Origin of the sequence: Pseudorhodoplanes sp., assembly GCA_032027085.1 — a bacterium.
Classification (GTDB): Bacteria; Pseudomonadota; Alphaproteobacteria; order Rhizobiales; family Xanthobacteraceae; genus Pseudorhodoplanes.
Map to the genome: position 1 here is coordinate 1,876,641 of JAVSMS010000001.1, position 19,252 is coordinate 1,895,892.

A 19,252-nucleotide genomic window follows, 5' to 3' on the forward strand; every position below is an offset into this window, starting at 1 on the left:
CAAATGTCTGAAAATCTTCGCCGCCTCACCCGCGCACTCATTTCCGTTTCCGACAAGACCGGACTGGTCGATTTCGCCCGCAGCCTTGAAAAACACGGGCTCGAAATCGTCTCCACCGGCGGCACCGCCAAGGCGCTGACCGATGCGGGGCTGAAGGTGGTCGATGTGTCCGACATCACCGGTTTCCCGGAGATGATGGATGGCCGGGTCAAAACCCTGCACCCCAAGGTGCATGGCGGTCTGCTCGCTATCCGCCACAACACGGATCACGCCGCGGCCATGCAGGCGCATGGAATCAAGCCGATCGATCTTTTGGTGGTCAGCCTCTATCCATTCGAAGCGACCGTGGCCAAGGGAGCCAGCTACGACGACTGCATCGAGAATATCGACATCGGCGGGCCGGCGATGATCCGCGCAGCGGCGAAAAATCATGGCGATGTTGCCGTGATCGTGGACGCTCACGACTACAAGACGTTGCTCGACGAACTGGCCGCGCAGAACGGCGCGACCTCGCTGGCCTTGCGCAAGAAGCTCGCCGCCAAGGCCTATGCCCGCACCGCCGCCTATGACGCGGCGATCTCCAACTGGTTCGCCGGCCAGCTTGGCGATACCGCGCCGGCCTTTCGCGCCTTTGGCGGCAAGCTGGCGGAGGCGCTGCGATACGGCGAGAACCCGCATCAGAACGCAGCCTTCTATCGCTCGGGAGAGCAGCGGCCGGGCGTCGCCACCGCGCGGCAATTGCAGGGCAAGCAGTTGTCCTACAACAACATCAACGACACCGACGCGGCCTATGAATGCGTCGCCGAGTTCGATCCGAAGCGCACCGCCGCCTGCGTGATCGTCAAGCACGCCAATCCCTGCGGCGTGGCCGAAGGCGATACGTTGCTCGACGCTTACAAGAAGGCATTGGCCTGCGATTCGACATCAGCCTTCGGCGGCATCGTGGCGCTGAACCGCACACTTGATGCCGAGGCGGCCCGCGCCATCACCGAGATCTTCACCGAGGTGATCATCGCTCCCGAGGCGACGGACGAAGCGATTGCGATCGTCGCCGCGAAGAAGAATCTCCGCCTGCTGGTCGCCGGCGGGCTGCCCGATCCGCGTGCATCCGGCGTGACGGTCAAATCGGTGGCCGGCGGCTTGCTGGTGCAGTCCCGCGACAACGCGGTCGCCGACGACATGGACCTGAAGGTTGTCACCCAGCGCGCGCCGACCAACGCGGAATTGCGCGACCTGCGTTTCGCCTTCCGCGTCGCCAAGCACGTGAAGTCGAACACCATCATCTACGCGAAGGACAATGCCACAGTCGGCATCGGTGCCGGCCAGATGAGCCGCGTCGATTCCGCGCGCATCGCTGCCCGCAAGGCACAGGACGCGGCGAAGGAAGCGGGGCTCGCCGAGCCGCTTACCAAGGGTTCGGTCGTCGCGTCTGACGCCTTCTTTCCGTTTGCCGACGGCCTCCTGGTCGCGATCGAAGCAGGCGCCACGGCAGTGATCCAACCCGGCGGTTCGATGCGCGACGACGAGGTGATCAAGGCGGCGGACGACGCCGGCATCGCCATGGTGTTCACCGGAACGCGGCATTTCCGGCATTGAGCCCTTACCCTCCCCTTGTGGGGAGGGTCGCCCGCTGGGGCGGAGCGAAAGCGGGCGGGGTGGGGGTCACTCTTGAATTCACCGTGCCACCTCCACCCGGCTCGCTCGCTCGCCACCCTCCCCACAAGGGGGAGGGTAAAACTCACTTCCCCGCCAGATCCCCCAACAGGCTCGCCGCCACCGACAGCTTCGACAGCGTCAGCCCGCTGTCGGCAATCTCATGCACCGCGGTCCGGATGCGCTCGACATCGCCCTGATGCGTTGCGACCCAGGCATCAACCGCGGCCTGCCCCGGTTCGCCGGCATTGAGCATTTCTCCGGTGAGCCGGCGCATGGCCTCGCCCAAGGCGCCGCGCGCCCGATCGAGCGCCAGCCGGTCGAAATAATCCGATACCGCGATCTCACGCGCTGCGTTCGTGATGCGGTCAAGCTTGAAGAAATTGCGCGCTGCGAAATAAGTCAGAGCCACATCGGCGATGGCCTTGCCGGTCCGCTCCGCCACCAGAACGATGTCGGGCGCCGCCGACAACGCCGGCAGATTCGCCATCCGGCGCGCCAGCGCATCCGGTACGCCCGCGGCCTTCAGTTCGGCGGTCCGCGTCGAACGGGCGCTGACACCTTCTTCCGACAGGGCACGCTCCAGCAGAGCTTCGATTTCGGTAATGCCCTTGCCGAAATGATCGATCGTCTCTTCGAGGCCCCTCTCCAGATCGACGTTACGCAGGAACCAGACCATGCGATCCAGAAGAAGGTTCTGAGCAGCACCATAAAGTTCGAGTTGCACCGCGCCGGCGATCTTGTTGTCGAGCGCGTCGATCTCGCTGTTCAGCGCGACCATGCCGTAGCTGTCACGCACCACCGCGAAGGCCTTGGCGATCTTTTCCGCCGGCGCGCCGGTTTCGTCGGTCATGCGGGCAATCAGCGCCGGGCCGCCGCGATTGATCATCGAATTGGTGAGATGCGTTGCGATGATCTCGCGCCGCAGCCGGTGCTGCTTGAGCGCATCGGGAAAACGCTGCGACAGCTCTTGCGGGAAATAGCGCAGCAGATCGCGGCCGAGATAGGGATCGTCAGGCACTTGTGTCCTGATCAGGTCCTCGAACAGCGTGAGCTTGGCATAGGCCAGAAGAACCGCGAGCTCCGGCCGCATGAAGGCTTGCGAACGGCGGCGGCGGTCGGCGATTTCTGCATCATCCGGCAAAAATTCCACGACCCGGTCGAGGGCGCCGCGCGCCTCCAGCATCTGCATCAGCCGCTGCAGGAAACCGACTTCCTCCAGCCCGCGTCGCTCCGTCAGCGAGATTGCCAGCGTTTGCTGATAATTGTTGCGCAGGACGAGCTGCGCCACCTCGTCGGTCATCTGCGTCAGCAAAGCGTTGCGCTGCTCCAGCGTGAGCTGCCCGGTGCGGACCGGGTTACCCAGCGCAATCTTGATATTCACCTCGACGTCGGAGGTGTTGACGCCGGCCGAATTGTCGATGGCGTCGGTATTCAGCCGGACGCCGCGGAACGCCGCTTCGATGCGGCCGCGCTGGGTCATGCCGAGATTGGCCCCCTCGCCGATCACCTTGCATTGCAGATCGGCACCGGTGACACGGATGGCGTCATTGGCACGATCACCGACGGCAGCATCGGTTTCCGTTGAGGCGCGGATGTAAGTGCCGATACCACCGAAGAACAGAAGATCAACCTGCATCTTCAGGATGGCGCGCATGACCTCTTGCGGGGTCGGCTTCGACGACTCGATCCGCAGCATCGCTCGCGCTTCCGGCGACAGCGGCACTTCCTTGGCGTTGCGCGGATACACGCCGCCGCCTTTTGAAATCAGCGACTTGTCGTAATCCTGCCAGCTCGAGCGCGGCAGATCGAACAGCCGCTTGCGCTCGGCGTAGCTCTTCACCGGATCGGGGTCGGGATCGATGAAGATATCCCTGTGATCGAACGCGGCGACGAGCCGAATGGTCTGCTCGCGCAGCATGCCGTTGCCGAACACGTCGCCCGACATATCGCCGACGCCGGCCACCGTGAAAGGCGTCGTACCGACATCGATGTCCATCTCGCGGAAATGCCGCTTCACCGCTTCCCAGGCGCCGCGGGCGGTGATGCCCATCTTCTTATGGTCATACCCGGCCGAGCCGCCGGAGGCGAAGGCATCGTCCAGCCAGAAATCGCGCTTCTGCGAAATCTCGTTGGCGATGTCGGAAAAGGTCGCGGTGCCCTTGTCGGCGGCGACGACGAGATAGGGGTCATCGTCGTCGTGCCGCACGACCTGCGGCGGCGGCACGATGCCGTCGGTCGAGAGATTGTCGGTGATGTCGAGCAGGCTTTCGATGAAGAGCTTGTAGCTGGCGACACCTTCCGCCTGCACAGCCTCGCGCGGGCCGGCCGGCGAACGTTTCGGCACAAAGCCACCCTTGGCGCCGACCGGCACGATCACCGCGTTCTTCACCTGCTGTGCCTTGACCAGACCAAGAATCTCGGTGCGGAAATCCTGTGGCCGGTCCGACCAGCGGATGCCGCCGCGCGCCACCTTGCCGAAGCGCAGATGCACGCCTTCGACGCGCGGCGAATAGACAAAGATTTCATAAAGCGGACGCGGCGACGGCAGCGTCGTCAGCTTGCGGCTCCGATACTTGATCGCGATCAGAGTTTTTGGCTGGCCGTCCTTGTCGAGCTGGTAGAAATTGGTGCGCAGCGCACTCTGTACCGCATTCACGAAATGGCGCAGGATGCGGTCCTCGTCGAGACTCTCGACCTTGGCGAGCGCGGATTCGATTTCGGCCGCGATCTCCGCTTCATGATGGCCGCGCTCTTCCATCGAGATGTCGAGCCTCGGATCGAAGCGAACCCGGAACAGCCCCAGCAGTCGCGCCGCGATTGCCGCGTGGCGATACAGCGTCTTCCACATGTAGTCTTGGGAGAACGGCACCTGCACCTGGCGGAGGAACCGCGAGATGGCGCGCACCAACGCGACGTCGCGCCAATAAAGCCCGGCGCCGAGCACGAGCGCGTTATAACCGTCATTCTCGGCCACCCCGGTCATCACCACCAGGAAACAGCTTTCCAGAGGCTGCCGCAGGCGTTCGAGATCGACCTTTCCACCATCGGCGCGTTCCAACACCATGTCGTGCAGGAAAACAACGCCGCCGTCGGGCGATGCCGGTGTGATCTCCGAGGTCCGCTCCTCCACCACCCGGAAACCCATATTCTCCAGTACCGGCACGCGTTCCGACAGCGGCAGCGGCCGGTCATAACTCAGGACTTTCAGGCCGACATTGTTCGCTTCTTCATCGTGCGGTGCGACCGGAAGCGAGTGAAAATCGACGGCCAGCGGTCGACCGGCAGACAGTCCCTCGAGCACCCGGATGTCGGAGATGGCGGCGGCCGGCGAATAGCGGCTGCGATATCCGGGCGAAAAGGCGTCCTGATAGCGGATCAGCAGATCCTTCGCCTTGGCGGGGTCGAAATTGAGCGCGAGCTGCTCCATCAGGGCGTCGTTCCAGGTGCGCACAATGGCGCTGACGCCATATTCAAGCGTTGCGCGATCCGGCGCCGCGGCCGGCTCGGTGTTGTTCTGTCCGCTCAAAGCCACGATGAAATGCGCGCGCACCAATGCGCTTTCCGGCAGGAACAGGCTGAGGCCGCCGATATGTCCCTGATAGATGTCGCCGAAGAAATCGCCGATCAATTGGATGACGTCGCTGGTGGCGCGATCGCGCGGCAGGAATGCCAGTATGGAGACAAAACGGCCGAAACGGTCGCGCCGCGACAGCACGCGAACGCGCGGACGCTCGTCGAGCTGCATGATGGCGAACGCGAATTCAAAGAGGGTCTTATCGTCGATCTGAAACAATTCGTCGCGCGGATAGGTTTCCAGCACATTGGCCAGCGCCTTGGCCGAATGGCCGCTGCTGCTGAAACCGGCGCGTTCGATCACCGCATTCACCTTGCGGCGGATATAGGGAATGGAGCGAGTCGAACGCGTATAGGCGGTTGAGGTCAGCAGTCCTACGATCCGCAATTCGCCGATGACACGGCCGTCGCCGCCGAAACGCTTTACCGACACATAATCCATGAAGACGCGGCGGTGCACCCGCGAGCGCAGGCTCGCCTTGGCGATCATCAGGACTTTCGGCTCTTCGAGAAATGCGCGCATCTCGCGCAACATCACGTCCTGACCGGCGACTGCCTTTAGCTCGCTGACATCAGGATTGCGCAGCGTTCCGAGCCCGCTCCCGGCCACAGGCTCGGGATCCCCGCTTGTGGTGAAGCGGTATTCGCGCGCGCCCAGGAACGTGAAATTGTCCGCCACCAGCCATTCCAGAAATTGCACCGCCTCATCGATTTCGTCGGCTGGAAGCGCGGGTGGTGTCGCTTTCAAGTCGGCGATCATGCCGCCGACGCGGTCGAGGATCGCCCGCCAGTCGGCAACGCTCACGCGGACGTCGGCGAGCGTCTGTTCAAGTCCCTGAACCAGATCGTGCCGGCGCGCTTCGTCGTCATCGCGATCGACATGGATATGGATGAAGCTCTCGCGCGCGCCGGCGCGCTTGGCATCGGACGCAAGCGACAGCAATTTTCCGGATGCGTCGCGCTCCACGCCAAGCACCGGATGCGCGACCAGCCGGACCGAGACATTGCGCGCCGCCAGTTCGGCCATGACCGAATCAACCAGGAACGGCATGTCGTCATTGACGATCTCGATCACCGATATCGCCTTCAGCTTGTCGCTGTTCGCCGGCGCTTCGACAAAACGGATCTTCGGCGCGCCGGGCTTGCGGACGGAGAAAAATGCATAGGCGCGATCCGCGAGGACGGCGAGATCCTCCGGCAGGTAGCCGGTGAGGTCTTCCGGTGCGGCTTGCGCAAACAGGGCATCGACCAGCGCCGCAGCCTTGCCGCCATCGTCGCCCGAGATCATCGCCGCCGCCTGTTCGATCAGCCGCCGCGCCGACCGCTTGCCGTCCGCCGGAAATCCTTCAACCCGCATCTGCCTGTCTCTTGCCGCTCGCCCCGCGCCAGTCTTCCCGACCCTGCCGCTGTCGTCGAGAGCCCTGATCGCGCGAGCATCGCGACGTTTCGAAGACAACGACAATGAATGCCGTTCCCGGCAGCTTCACGACCCTGTAGGCTTGCAGCAACACATTTTTCCGGGAGTCAGCCATGCCTAAGGACAAGAAAAAGCCCAACAAGAACAAGAAGAAAGACAAAATAGCGGCGCTGCGCGCCGGTGCCGCCAAGAAGACCGCCCCGGTCGGAGACCTGGACCACGGAACGGATGACGATGTCGTTTTTCTCGCGCTGTCGTTGCCCGACGCGAAACGCAGTCCCTCGATGGAGGCCTATTTCCAGAAATGCGAGGAAAAGCTTGGTTTCGTGCCCAATGTGCTGAAGGCCTATGCCTTCGACATGGCGAAGCTGGAAGCTTTTGTCTCCATGTACAACGACCTCATGCTCGGCCCCTCGGGCCTGAGCAAGCTTGAGCGCGAGATGATCGCCGTCGCCGTCTCCTCTCACAATCGCTGCTATTACTGCCTGGTGGCGCACGGCGCCGCGGTCCGGCAATTGTCGAACGAACCCCAGCTTGGCGAATTGATGGTGATGAACTACCGCAGCGCGCGCTTGTCGAAGCGCCAGCGCTACATGCTGGATTTCGCCGTGAAGCTGACATCCCAGCCGTGGCTGGTCGAGGAGCCCGATCGCGAGAATCTGCGCCGCGTGGGATTCTCCGACCGCGACATCTGGGACATTGCGGCGGTCGCCGGCTTCTTCAATATGACAAACCGCGTCGCCTCGGCGACCGATATGCGCCCCAACACCGTTTATCACGCGCAAGCGCGCTGACATCGGAACTGATCTGTTGCGTATTCTCTTTCTGGCCCTTGTGGCGCTGCTGATTCCACAGGGAATCGTCAGCGCGCGCTCACCAGACATTCAGCCTGTCCAGGCCGTCACCGCACGCCACGGCATGGTGGTGGCGCAGGAGGCCATCGCCGCGCGCGTCGGCGCCGACATTCTCAAGGCGGGCGGCAATGCGGTGGATGCCGCGGTCGCGACCGGCTTCGCGCTGGCCGTCACCTATCCGCGCGCGGGCAATCTCGGCGGCGGCGGTTTCATGGTGATCCATCTCGCCAAAGGGCACCGCAACATCGCCATCGATTACCGGGAAACTGCGCCGGCCGCGATCACCCACGACAGCTTCCTTGATGACAAAGGCGAGGCCGATCCCGAAAAATCACGCAATACGGGGCTCGCCGTTGGCATTCCAGGCACAGTGGCGGGATTGGCACTGGCGCACAGGAAATACGGCAGCGGCAAGTTTACACTGGCGCAGTTGATCGGACCATCCATCACGCTGGCCCGCGACGGCTTCGTGATCGATGGCGACCTTGCCGATACCTTGCCTTCGGCGCGGCGATTGTTTGCCCGCTCGCCCTCATCGGCGAAGATATTCATGAAACGCGACGGCCAGACCCTCGGTGCCGGCGACCGTCTGGTGCAAAGCGATCTCGCCAGCACGCTGCAGGCCATCGCCCGGAAAGGGCCCCGCGCTTTTTACGAGGGTCCTATTGCGGATAAAATCTCCGCCGCCGTGCGCGAGGCCGGCGGTGTCATGACCGCTGCCGACCTGAAGGCTTATCGCGCGATCGAGCGCAAGCCGGTCATTGGCCGTTATCGCGGATTCCGGATCGTTTCCATGCCGCCGCCATCCTCCGGCGGCGTTCATCTCATCGAAATCCTGAACATCCTCGAAGCCTACGATCTGAAGAAGCTCGGCGCCGCGAGCCCGGATACCGCGCACCGTCTGATCGAGGCCATGAAGCGCGCCTATGCCGATCGCGCCGTCTATCTCGGCGATCCGGATTTCGTGAAGGTGCCGGTGCAGGCGCTGATGTCAAAAAAATATGCGGCGCATCTGCGCAAATCCATCAGCGAGCGCGCAACGCCATCGCCGGAAATCCGCAACGGCCATCCGCTGAAAGCCGAGGGCGACAACACCACGCATTATTCGGTGGTGGACCGTTTCGGCAATGCCGTGGCGAACACCTACACGCTCAATCTCAGCTACGGCAACGGACTGGTCGCCGAAGGAACCGGCATATTGCTCAACAATGAGATGGATGACTTCGCCGCCAAGCCGCTGGCGCCGAATGCTTTCGGCCTGGTCGGCGGCGAAGCCAATGCGCCAGCGCCGGGCAAAAGACCGCTGTCGTCGATGACGCCAACCATCGTCCTGAAGAACGGCAAGCCGTTTCTGGTTACAGGCAGTCCCGGCGGCAGCCGCATCATCACCACCACGTTGCAGGTGATCCTGAACGTCATTGATCACGGCATGTCACTGTCGGATGCTCTTGCCGCACCGCGCCTGCATCATCAATGGCTGCCGGATCAGGTTTTCGTCGAGCCGGGCTGGCCGCAGGGAATGCTCGATGACCTGAAAACGCGCGGCCACGTGATCGAGCAACGGCCGCCCGCCACGTCGGCGAACTCCATTCTTGTCATGCCGAAGGGCTTTGTCGGCGCAGCCGATTCGCGCACGCGCGGGGCGCTGGCGGCTGGATATTAGCCGACACCTTCAGATTTCGACCAGCTTGTCGGGCAATTCGTTCGGGTTGAGCGCGCCCGGAGGGAAATGCGCAGCCAGTACCGCGCCGCATTTGTCGATCGCCGCGACTAAGCCATCGGCCGCGCAGTCGCGTTTGATGTTCTCAATCAACGCAGCGACCGCTTCATCCCATACGGCCTGTGACACCTTGGCATTGATTCCGACATCCGCAACGATTTCGGCATAATGCTCGGCGGCCGAGACAAAGATGAGAACGCCGGTGCGCGCGTCGGTCTTGTCGAGGCGCTGCGCAAAAAACTGCCGCATCGCTTCGGCATGCGCGTATCTGTATTTGAGCCATCGCGGAACGACGCGGATCCGGATCGGCGGAAGCGATAACACCAGTGAAAAGCCGATGAAGGCGGCAAGCTGGGCCAGGTAGATGGTTTGCGCCGGCCAACGGGTCAGATACAGCAGCGCATATGGCAACGCCAGCGCGATGGCCGCCGCCCATATGACCGGTACCAGCCGGTAATCGCCCGATTGCCGCGCAATGACGCAGAAGATTTCACCGGAGGTGCTGCTCTCGGCCGTACGGATCGTGGCGCTGATGCGGTTCTTGTCGCTGTCGCTGATCATCATCTCACCAGCTCCCGGACGAGCCGCCGCCACCGAACGAGCCGCCGCCACCCGAGAACCCGCCGCCAGAGGAAGAGCCGCCGGACGACCAGCCACCGCCCGATGACGGGCCGATGATGACCGGGATGCTGTCACCCCAGCGGCCGCGCCGCCTCTTGCCAGTCCCGCCTTGCAGCACACCGGCGAGGACATTCAGGATGATGATGGCGGCGATGAAAAGGAAGAACGCGATAACGATGGCGTCTTCCACGCTCATCGCGCGCTCCGGCGATCTGCTCGCCCGTTCCCTGTATTCCTCGGCGTCGCCCGAGAGCACCTGCGCGACGTCCTCGATGCCGCGCCGGATGCCGCCGGCGAAATCTCCCGCCTTGAACCGGGGCAGGATCGAATTCTGCACGATGTAGCTTGAGATCGCGTCGGTCAGCATGCCTTCAAGGCCGTAACCGACTTCAATCCGCACCTTGCGTTCGTTCGGCGCAACGATGAGCAGCACGCCGTTGTTCTTGCCCTTCTGGCCGATCTGCCAGTGCCGTCCTAGCTGATAGCCGTAATCCTCGATAGAGGTGCCTTGCAGGGATTTGAGTGTCACCACGACGAGCTGATCCGTGGTCTTTGCTTCCAGGTCGGCGAGTGTCTGCTCAAGCTGCGCGTGTGCCGCCGCATCCAGCAACCCGGCCTGGTCGACGACGCGGCCGGTGAGCGTCGGAAAGGTCAGCGATTGTGCAAAAGCCGTCGCGCTGAAAACGATCAGCGTGAGGAGGATCGCAGCCAGTCGGCGCATGAGATCAAAATGCAGGTCAGAATTTCACGCTGGGTGGCGTCTGCGCACCGTCAGCGGCAGTGAACGTTTCCATCGGCTTGTGATTCCGATAAACGGTCGACGCCCAGATGATGCCGGGCCAGGTCCGCATTTCGGTGTTATAGGCGCGCACCGCCTCGATATAGTCGCGCCGCGCCACCGCGATGCGATTTTCCGTGCCTTCGAGTTGTGATTGCAGCGCCAGGAAGTTCTGGTTCGATTTCAGATCCGGATAATTCTCCACCGTCGCGATCAGGCGGCCAAGTGCACCCGACAATTGAGACTGCGCATCCTGGAATTTCTTGAAGGTTTCGGGATCGGTCACCGTGCCGGCATCAACCTTGATCTGGGTCGCGCGGGCGCGCGCGTTGATCACCGCCTCCAGCACCTGCCGCTCCTGCGCGGCATAGCCTTTGACGGTCTCGACCAGATTTGGGATCAGATCGGCGCGGCGCTGATACTGGTTCTGCACGTCGGACCATTTGGCCTTCGCCTGTTCCTCAAAGGTCGGGATATTGTTGATGCCGCAGCCGGACACCAGAAGGCCCAGCAAAATCGCGAAAAAAGGCATTGCACGGAAAATTCGAAAACCTGCCGCCGCCACAACCATTTCGCCCTCCAATGCTGGCCGCAACCGTACTGGCCCGCCGACCCTAAAATGAGGCCGCCAGCCTGCGCCGGCTCATCCCGACCCGCAAGCCGGGCAAAAACCCGGCATTGCGCGCTAAAACTATCGAAAATCGTTGAAATTGGAGCGGGCGAAGGGATTCGAACCCTCGACCCCAACCTTGGCAAGGTTGTGCTCTACCCCTGAGCTACACCCGCATCCGTAGGGCTGGCAGCGAGCGGCCGCCAAGGGCCACCCTATGCCAAATGCAGTCCGGGATTGCAACCGCGATGCCGACAGCCGCCCTAAACTCTTTGCGACTGCACGGTTAATCCGGTTGCCTCGCTTGCCTCTCCCGGAAACGCTGCCTAGAAAACCGTCCGTCCATGCCCGCCACCCCCGACGATCTTTTTGCATTTCTTGACCGCCTCGGCATTGCGCACAAGACCGTGAGTCATCCACCGCTGTTCACGGTCGACGAATCGCAGGCCTTGCGCGGCAAGATCCCCGGCGGTCACACCAAAAATCTGTTCCTGAAGGACAAGAAGGGAGCTCTGTTTTTGGTGGTGGCGCTGGAAGATGCGGTCATCGATCTGAAGTCGCTGCACCGCCGGCTCGAGGCCAGCGGCCGGTTTTCATTCGGTTCGGCCGATACAATGCGCGATACGTTGGGGGTCACGCCCGGCTCGGTGACCCCTTTCGGCCTGATCAACGACACCGGACGGCGGGTCAGTGTGGTCCTGGATGGGGCCATGATGGAACAGCCGGAACTGAACTATCATCCGCTGGTCAACACCATGACCACCACCATTGCCAATAGCGGCCTGGTCCGCTTCATCGAAGCCACCGGACACACCCCCCGGATAGAAGCCGTTTCCGGCCTGGATATCACCGGGTAGATTGCAATTGCTCCTTTTGTCGCCATTTATTGACGTCATCAGGTAATGTTTGGCGGTTTCGAAGCCCCGGTCAGGGGCGTAGGGATTATTGAAATGTTTCAGGACTCGGGTACGGCAACGGCCGCGGCGGCGGACAATCTTGTTGTCGAGACCACCACCCAAGGCTTCATGAAGGACGTCATCGAGGCGTCGCGCAGCCAGCCGGTCCTGGTGGATTTCTGGGCCCCCTGGTGCGGGCCCTGCAAGCAACTGACGCCCATCATCGAGAAGGTGGTCCGGGCCGCGAAGGGCAAGGTCAAGCTCGCCAAGATGAACATCGACCAGCATCCCGCCATTCCGGGACAGCTCGGCATCCAGTCCATCCCGGCGGTGATCGCCTTCGTCAACGGCCAGCCGGTCGACGGATTCATGGGCGCGTTGCCGGAGAGCCAGGTCACCGGTTTCATCGAGCGGCTGATCAAGGACAAGGTCGGCGGCGAGGAACAGGATTTGGTAAAGGCCGGCGAGGAGGCGCTCGCCGCCAAGGATTTCGCGGGCGCCGCCGACATTTTCGCGAATGTGCTGGCGCAGGACAGTTCCAGCATTCCGGCCTTGGCTGGGCTCGCGCGCAGCCATGTGGGCGCCGGCAATCTCGAACAGGCAAAGCGCACACTGGATCTCATTCCACAGAGCAAGCACAACGACGCGGCCTACCTCGCGGCAAAAGCTGCGCTCGATCTTGCCGAACAGGCGTCCAATGTCGGCCCCATCGCCGAGCTCGAAGCGAAAGTCGCCGCCAATCCCACGGATCATCAGGCGCGTTTCGATCTTGCGGTGGCTCTCAACGCCAAGGGCAATCGCGAAGGCGCCACCAACCATTTGCTGGACATCGTCAAGCGCGATCGAAAATGGAACGACGACGGGGCGCGCAAGCAGCTCGTGCAACTGTTCGACGCCTGGGGTCCAACCGATGAAGCGACGATCGAGGGACGCCGCCGCCTGTCATCGATCCTGTTCGCGTGAACGCATTGAGCGCGCCGACCCATGGCGTCGGCCGTTGAGTGAGTGCGGAGAGCAGCCATGCCGATGAACGAGATCTACAAGGGGCCTGAAGATCTCGCGGGCGTCATCCCAATTTTTCCCCTGCCGGGCGCGTTGCTGTTACCGCGCGGTCAAATGCCGCTGAACATTTTCGAACCCCGCTATATTGCGATGGTCGATGCCGCGCTGATGTCCGGCAACCGCCTGATCGGAATGGTGCAGCCCGATCCCGCGCATCCTGGCTCCGAGGACCATCCCAATCTCTACAAGGTCGGCTGCGTCGGCCGCATCACCCAGATCGCTGAAACCGGCGATGGCCGCTATCTGATGCAACTCACCGGTATCAGCCGTTTTCGTATCGAGGAGGAATTGCCGGTCACGACGTTGTTCCGGCAATGCCGTGTGACCTACGCGCCTTTCATCGACGACTTCATCGCCCGCAAAGGCGAGGAGCATGTCGATCGCAAGGCAGTGCTGCAGGCGCTGTCGGATTTTCTGAAAGCCAACAATCTGAAGACCGACTGGGAAGGCATCGAGAACGCGCCGAATGAAGCGCTGGTGAATGCGCTGGCGATGATGTCGCCCTACGGCACCGCGGAAAAGCAGGCGATGCTGGAGGCGCCCGATCTGAAGACGCGCGCCGAAATCCTGGTCGCGGTCACCGAGATCGAGCTCGCCAAGAACAGCACTCCCGGCGAAACGCCGTTGCAATGACCCACCGACCGATTACAACCCTGTCGCCGGCAAGAACTGATGCGTCGGCCGCGGATTTGCTTTGGAGTTGATCATGACCGAAACCGATCGCCCCGCCGGCAGCGTTGATCCGAAGCTGCTTGAAATCCTCGTTTGTCCCGTCACCAAGGGACCACTGGAATACGACGCCGCGCGGCAGGAGCTGATTTCGCGCGCGGCCAAGCTCGCCTATCCGATCCGCGACGGCATTCCGATCATGCTGGCGGAAGAGGCGCGCCGGCTCGATTAAGAACTTCAACAGTTTGGGAAAAAAAGCATGCTGAAAATCTGGGGGCGCAATACCTCATCCAATGTGCAGAAGGCGATGTGGGCCGTCGGCGAAATCGGACTTGAACATCAGCGGTTCGATATCGGCGGCGCCTTCGGCAAGAACCGCGAGCCCGCCTATCTCGCGATGAATCCGAACGGACTCGTGCCGACGCTGCAGGATGGCGACTTCATCCTCTGGGAATCCAACGCCATCGTGCGCTATCTCGCGCGCGAATACAGCGCAGGCAAGCTCGAGCCGGCTGATGCGAAAGTACGGGCGCGCGCAAACCAGTGGATGGACTGGCAATTGTCAGTGGTCGGACCGGCGATCACACCCGCCTTCTGGGGACTGATCCGCACGCCGCAAGAGAAGCGCGATCTCGCCGCCATCGCCGCGTCGCAATCCAAGACTGCCGAAGCGATGAAAATCCTCGATGCTCAGCTTGCCAAGACGGCGTTCGTCGCGGGCGACCAGTTCTCCATGGGCGACATTCCGCTCGGGGTGATGGCGTATCGTTTCCGCCAGCTTTGCCCGGAGCGTCCGGAGATGCCGTGTCTCGAGCGCTGGTATGCCGACTTACAGAAGCGCAAGGCGTTCAGGGATCACGTCGAGTCAATTCCGCTGAGCTGAGCATTTTGCTCATATCAAATGCATCCACATACTCCGTTCGTTCCCGCATCGGTATTTTCGCGCCTTGGTCCTTATTCTCGCGGGAACGAGCGGAGGTGATGTAACGCAGCCCGATCACACAAATCACGTGGCTAAAGCGCCTCACCCTTCAGCAGCTTTGGCGCTTCACCCGTAATGCCGGCAGCCTCGCGGATGAAGAAGCTTTTCAGCGACGGAATGCGGTCGACTATTCCCAAGCCCGCGTCGCGCAGCAGCCGCAGCACGTCGGAGTGGTTGGAAAACAGCCGATTGAGACCGTCCGTCGCGACGCCCATGGTCATGGTGTCGAAGCGCCGCCAGCGCTGGTAGCGATCAAGCACGCTCGCGCCGCCGATATCGAGGCCGAGCCGCGCCGCATCGACAATCGCTTCGGCGAGCGCCGCGACATCGCGCAGACCCATATTCAGCCCCTGACCGGCGATTGGATGAATGACGTGGGCGGCGTCGCCAACCAGCGCGATGCGGTCCGCGACAAAGCTGCGAGCGACCATCAATCCGAGCGGATAGGCGCGGCGCGGCCCGGCAATCTCGATCTCGCCGAGATGCAGGCCGAAGCGTTTCTCAAGCTCGGCGTGGAACTCCGCATCCGGCAATACGACAAGGCGTTCGGCTTCTTCTCGCGCTTCAGTCCAGACGATCGATGATCGATTGCCTTTCAGCGGCAGAATCGCAAAAGGTCCGGCCGGCAGGAAATGCTCTTCGGCACGCCCATGATGCGCGCGCTCATGCGCCACTGTCGTGACGATGCCGGACTGCTCGTAATCCCAGCCAAAGCTCGCAATGCCCGCCTGCTCGCGGAGCGCCGACCGCGCGCCGTCGGCAGCCACCAGCAGCCGCGCCGCGACTTTGCTGCCGTCCGACACCCGCACAGCAATCACGCCGTCTTGCGTATCAAACACGGTCACCGATTCTGCACGCAGGTCAATGCCGATCGCGCGCGCCTTCTTGAGTAGCGACGCGATCAACGCATTGTTCTCGATCATGTGCGCGAAAGGTTCGCCCGGCGCTATCTCGCCGTCGAAGGTGAGGAATCTCGGGCGCATGGCATCGTCCAGCCGAGAATCGGTGACGATCATGTCAAGGATCGGCTGCGCCTGCGCAGCGACTTCATCCCACACGCCGATGGTTTCGAACAGTCGCCGTGCAGCCGCTGCAATGGCCGAAGCGCGCGCATCGCCCGCGGACCGCTCAAGCGCCGGATCGACGACCACGACCGAAAACGTGTCGCCGAGTGCATCCCGCAGGGCGATGGCGAGGGCGAGGCCGGCCAATCCGCCGCCGCCGATCACAATATCGGCCCGGTCCATACCGACTTGAGGCTTCTTTGACATGGCCGTCTTATTATACTTCATAGTCCCGCCTGTCTGCCCATTCAGGGAAATCCATGTCATCCGCTGTTCAGGACTTGTTGACCATCCTCGACCTTGAGCCGCTCGAGGTGAATCTATTCCGCGGGCGTTCACCGCAGGTTGGTTGGCAGCGTGTGTTTGGCGGCCAGGTGATCGGCCAGGCTTTGGTCGCCGCCTGCCGCACCGTCGAAAATCGCCTGCCGCATTCCATGCATGCCTATTTCATCCTGCCCGGCGATCCGAGCGTACCGATCATCTATGAAGTCGAGCATCTGCGCGACGGAAAGAGCTTCACCACCCGCCGCGTGAAGGCGATCCAGCACGGTCATCCGATCTTCGCGATGTCGGTGTCCTTTCACGTACCGGAGGTCATCGCCTTCGATCATCAGTCGCCGATGCCGGACGTGCCGCCGCCGCACAAGCTGCCGAGCGACGCCGAACTGCGCGAGCGCATCCTGCCGAGCATGCCCGATCCGGTGCGCCGCTATTACGAGCGCGAACGCCCGATCGAGCTGCGGCCGGTCGAATATGACCGCTACACCGGCAAGAAGCTGCCGGAGGGAAAATTCAACGTCTGGATCAAGACCACCGAACGGCTGCCGGACGACCCGGCCATTCATCAATGCGTGCTGGCTTATGCGTCCGACATGACATTGCTCGACACCGTCATGGTGCCGCATGGCCGCACGCTGTTCGAAAAGGATTTCATGGCGGCGAGTCTCGATCATGCGCTGTGGCTGCACCGGCGCTTCCGCGCCGACGAATGGCTCCTCTACGCGCAGGACAGTCCCAACCTGCACGGCGCCCGCGGCTTTGCGCGCGGCCTGATTTTCAAGCAGGACGGCACGCTGGTGGCCTCGGTCGCCCAGGAGGGCCTGGTGCGCGAGCGCATCCAGGCGCCGAAGCCGTAGCCGGACCGAAAAGCGTGAACAACGCTGCATACAAAATATGCATCTGCGCGCCTTTGAGGCACGCCTTCGCCGGCTTGGCAGGCATCCGACGCGCCGCTCGCTAAAAATCGCAGTTTTTTCAATGCCCAAACCGTGCCTAATGCATTGGCACAAAGATTGAATTGCAGGCTTCCGGTGCGCCGGGCACCGGCCGCGACCTGCGAGGGTCCCGCGGCGACATGATAATTTTGGCCGGCGATACCCAAGGAGGAAGCCGGTCATGAAACTTGTCACTGCCATCATCAAACCCTTCAAGCTCGACGATGTCCGCGAAGCGCTGAACGCACTTGGCGTTCACGGCATGACGGTCACCGAGGTGAAGGGCTATGGCCGCCAGAAGGGCCATACCGAAATCTATCGCGGCGCCGAATACGCGGTGAATTTCCTGCCCAAGCTGCGCATCGAGATCGTCGTGGAATCCGGCCGCGCCGACAAGGTCGTTGAAGCGATCACGTCGGCCGCCAAGACCGGACAGATCGGCGACGGAAAAATCTTCGTCACCGACGTCGAACGCGCCGTGCGCATCCGCACCGGCGAAACGGACAACGACGCTCTTTAGGCGTCAGGTCACTCAGGGGGAACAGGAATGCTTACATCATCACACCGCCGGCTGCTGGCTGCTTTTGCAGTTGCAGGTCCGATTGCGATTTCCGCACCGCCCGCTTTCGCGCAGACGGCGAAAATCGACCCGGCCGACACGGCCTGGATGATCACAGCCACGGCGCTGGTGCTGATGATGACACTGCCCGGACTTGCCTTGTTCTATGCCGGCATGGTGCGCAAGAAGAATGTGCTGGCGACAATGGCACAGAGTCTTGCTGCGCTGATCATCTGTTCGCTGCTCTGGGTGGTCATCGGCTACACGCTGACCTTCACCGGCGAAGGCCCCGTCATCGGCACCATGGATCGCTTCATGCTCATGGGCATGACGATGGATTCGGCGCATGCCTTGGCGAAGACAATTCCGGAAGCGCTGTTCATGGTCTACCAGATGACGTTCGCGGTGATCACGGTCGCGCTGGTGTCCGGCTCGGTGGCGGAGCGCATTCGTTTTTCCGCTTTCGCATGGTTCTGTGTGGGATGGCTGCTGCTGGTCTATGTGCCGATCGCGCATTGGGTCTGGGGCGGCGGTTTTCTCGGCGCCGCCGGCGTGCTCGATTTTGCCGGCGGGCTTGTGGTCCATCTGAATTGCGGCGTTGCCGGCCTTGTCGCCGCCTATATGCTTGGTACGCGCCGCGGCTACGGCACGGAGAATCTTGCACCATTCAATCTCGGGCTTGCCGTGGTCGGCACCGGTCTGTTGTGGATCGGCTGGTTCGGCTTCAATGGTGGTTCGGCACTGGGCGCGAATTCGCGCGCAGTTTATGCGCTGGTCGCGACGCATCTTGCGGCGAGCGCCGGCGCGCTGTCATGGATGTTGTTGGAATGGTGGACACGCGGCAAGCCGTCGGTGCTCGGCATGATCTCCGGCGCGATCGCCGGACTCGGCACCATCACTCCCGCCTCCGGCTTCGTGCTGCCCTGGCATGGCATCGTGATCGGATTGATCGCCGGCGCGGTCTGCTTCTGGGCCTGCACCAAGCTGAAGCACAAATTCGGCTATGATGATTCGCTCGACGTGTTTGGCGTGCACGGCGTCGGCGGTCTGACCGGAACGCTTCTGACCGGCGTCTTTGCCACGGCGGCGATTTCAGCAACAGCGGACGCTCCCGGCGGCTTGCCCGGGTTGCTGGAAGGCAATGCCAACCAGTTGCTGATGCAGGCTTACGGTGTTGCGGTCACGATCGTGTGGAGCGGCGGCATCACCTGGCTGCTGCTCAAGGTGATCTCGTTCATGGTGCCGCTGCGGGTCAGCCAGCAGCAGGAACTCGAAGGCCTCGACATCACCCAGCACGGCGAAGCCCTGCAGATCTGACAAAGCACCATCGCTTCCACAGAAGAGAGCCCGGCCCTCCGGGCTCTTTTTTTGTCTGCAGGACGATATCGCCATTCGCCGCACCGCTATGACCAGGAACTAGGCAGAACTGGTGACTCTTTGTGCGGCGACACCGGCCCGTACCTTATGCCCGCACCGAGGCGCGGCAAATTGTTCGCTTTTTCAAAGATGTAGGCGCCGGATCCCGGACTGGCACGGCGCTTGATTCTCTTTCCTCCGGCGAGGCGCGCGGAGGCGAC

The 19,252-nt window shown here is 62.4% G+C and carries 16 protein-coding genes and 1 tRNA gene; 11 read left to right on the forward strand and 6 right to left on the reverse strand.

What is annotated here, in order from left to right; all coding sequences use genetic code 11:
• Positions 1–3: 3 nt before the first annotated feature.
• Positions 4–1,596 carry a bifunctional phosphoribosylaminoimidazolecarboxamide formyltransferase/IMP cyclohydrolase gene (gene purH / locus RO009_09150; protein ID MDT3685193.1) on the forward strand — a complete coding sequence of 531 codons (1,593 nt, stop codon included), beginning with the start codon at positions 4–6 and terminating at the stop codon, positions 1,594–1,596.
• 142 nt (positions 1,597–1,738) lie between these two features.
• Here the strand turns inward: purH and RO009_09155 are convergent, their stop codons facing one another.
• Entirely contained in the window at positions 1,739–6,586 is a 4,848-nt protein-coding gene (locus RO009_09155) for an NAD-glutamate dehydrogenase (GenBank protein ID MDT3685194.1), read from the reverse strand.
• A gap of 173 nt (positions 6,587–6,759) precedes the next feature.
• Here RO009_09155 and RO009_09160 point away from each other — a divergent pair, with 173 nt between their 5' ends.
• Positions 6,760–7,440 carry a peroxidase-related enzyme gene (locus tag RO009_09160; protein MDT3685195.1) on the forward strand — a complete coding sequence of 227 codons (681 nt, stop codon included), beginning with the start codon at positions 6,760–6,762 and terminating at the stop codon, positions 7,438–7,440.
• Positions 7,441–7,504: 64 nt separating this feature from the next.
• Positions 7,505–9,163, forward strand: coding sequence for a gamma-glutamyltransferase (ggt, locus tag RO009_09165; protein MDT3685196.1), 1,659 nt, complete (start codon positions 7,505–7,507; stop codon positions 9,161–9,163).
• A gap of 9 nt (positions 9,164–9,172) precedes the next feature.
• Here ggt and RO009_09170 read toward each other — a convergent pair whose 3' ends face one another.
• From RO009_09170 to RO009_09185, 4 genes are all read right to left on the reverse strand, one after another.
• Positions 9,173–9,784: a hypothetical protein gene (locus RO009_09170; protein MDT3685197.1), complete on the reverse strand. Its 612-nt coding sequence runs from the start codon at positions 9,782–9,784 to the stop codon at positions 9,173–9,175.
• A gap of 1 nt (position 9,785) precedes the next feature.
• On the reverse strand, positions 9,786–10,562 hold the full coding sequence (locus tag RO009_09175; GenBank protein MDT3685198.1) for a YgcG family protein: 777 nt from the start codon (positions 10,560–10,562) through the stop codon (positions 9,786–9,788).
• Positions 10,563–10,578: 16 nt separating this feature from the next.
• Positions 10,579–11,151, reverse strand: coding sequence for a LemA family protein (locus RO009_09180; GenBank protein ID MDT3685199.1), 573 nt, complete (start codon positions 11,149–11,151; stop codon positions 10,579–10,581).
• A 179-nt stretch (positions 11,152–11,330) separates the two neighbouring features.
• Positions 11,331–11,405, reverse strand: a tRNA-Gly gene (locus RO009_09185).
• 168 nt (positions 11,406–11,573) lie between these two features.
• Between RO009_09185 and RO009_09190 the strand changes: the two genes are divergently transcribed.
• The 5 genes from RO009_09190 (at position 11,574) to RO009_09210 (ending at position 14,739) form a co-directional block, all read left to right on the forward strand.
• Complete coding sequence (locus RO009_09190; GenBank protein ID MDT3685200.1) at positions 11,574–12,086, forward strand: prolyl-tRNA synthetase associated domain-containing protein; 513 nt, start codon at positions 11,574–11,576, stop codon at positions 12,084–12,086.
• Between the two features lie 93 nt (positions 12,087–12,179).
• Positions 12,180–13,088: a thioredoxin gene (trxA, locus tag RO009_09195; GenBank protein MDT3685201.1), complete on the forward strand. Its 909-nt coding sequence runs from the start codon at positions 12,180–12,182 to the stop codon at positions 13,086–13,088.
• Between the two features lie 57 nt (positions 13,089–13,145).
• Complete coding sequence (locus RO009_09200; protein ID MDT3685202.1) at positions 13,146–13,820, forward strand: LON peptidase substrate-binding domain-containing protein; 675 nt, start codon at positions 13,146–13,148, stop codon at positions 13,818–13,820.
• A 70-nt stretch (positions 13,821–13,890) separates the two neighbouring features.
• Positions 13,891–14,088, forward strand: coding sequence for a Trm112 family protein (locus tag RO009_09205; protein MDT3685203.1), 198 nt, complete (start codon positions 13,891–13,893; stop codon positions 14,086–14,088).
• Positions 14,089–14,115: 27 nt separating this feature from the next.
• A complete protein-coding gene (locus RO009_09210) occupies positions 14,116–14,739 on the forward strand; it encodes a glutathione S-transferase (protein MDT3685204.1) in 624 nt (207 codons plus the stop codon).
• Positions 14,740–14,870: 131 nt separating this feature from the next.
• On the opposite strand, the gene RO009_09215 is transcribed toward RO009_09210, so the two are convergent.
• Positions 14,871–16,085: a ubiquinone biosynthesis hydroxylase gene (locus RO009_09215; GenBank protein ID MDT3685205.1), complete on the reverse strand. Its 1,215-nt coding sequence runs from the start codon at positions 16,083–16,085 to the stop codon at positions 14,871–14,873.
• A 77-nt stretch (positions 16,086–16,162) separates the two neighbouring features.
• On the opposite strand from RO009_09215, the gene tesB reads away from it, so the two are divergent.
• From tesB to RO009_09230, 3 genes are all read left to right on the forward strand, one after another.
• A complete protein-coding gene (tesB, locus tag RO009_09220; GenBank protein ID MDT3685206.1) occupies positions 16,163–17,038 on the forward strand; it encodes an acyl-CoA thioesterase II in 876 nt (291 codons plus the stop codon).
• Positions 17,039–17,297: 259 nt separating this feature from the next.
• Entirely contained in the window at positions 17,298–17,636 is a 339-nt protein-coding gene (locus RO009_09225; protein ID MDT3685207.1) for a P-II family nitrogen regulator, read from the forward strand.
• Between the two features lie 27 nt (positions 17,637–17,663).
• On the forward strand, positions 17,664–18,992 hold the full coding sequence (locus tag RO009_09230) for an ammonium transporter (protein MDT3685208.1): 1,329 nt from the start codon (positions 17,664–17,666) through the stop codon (positions 18,990–18,992).
• Positions 18,993–19,252 lie beyond the last annotated feature (260 nt).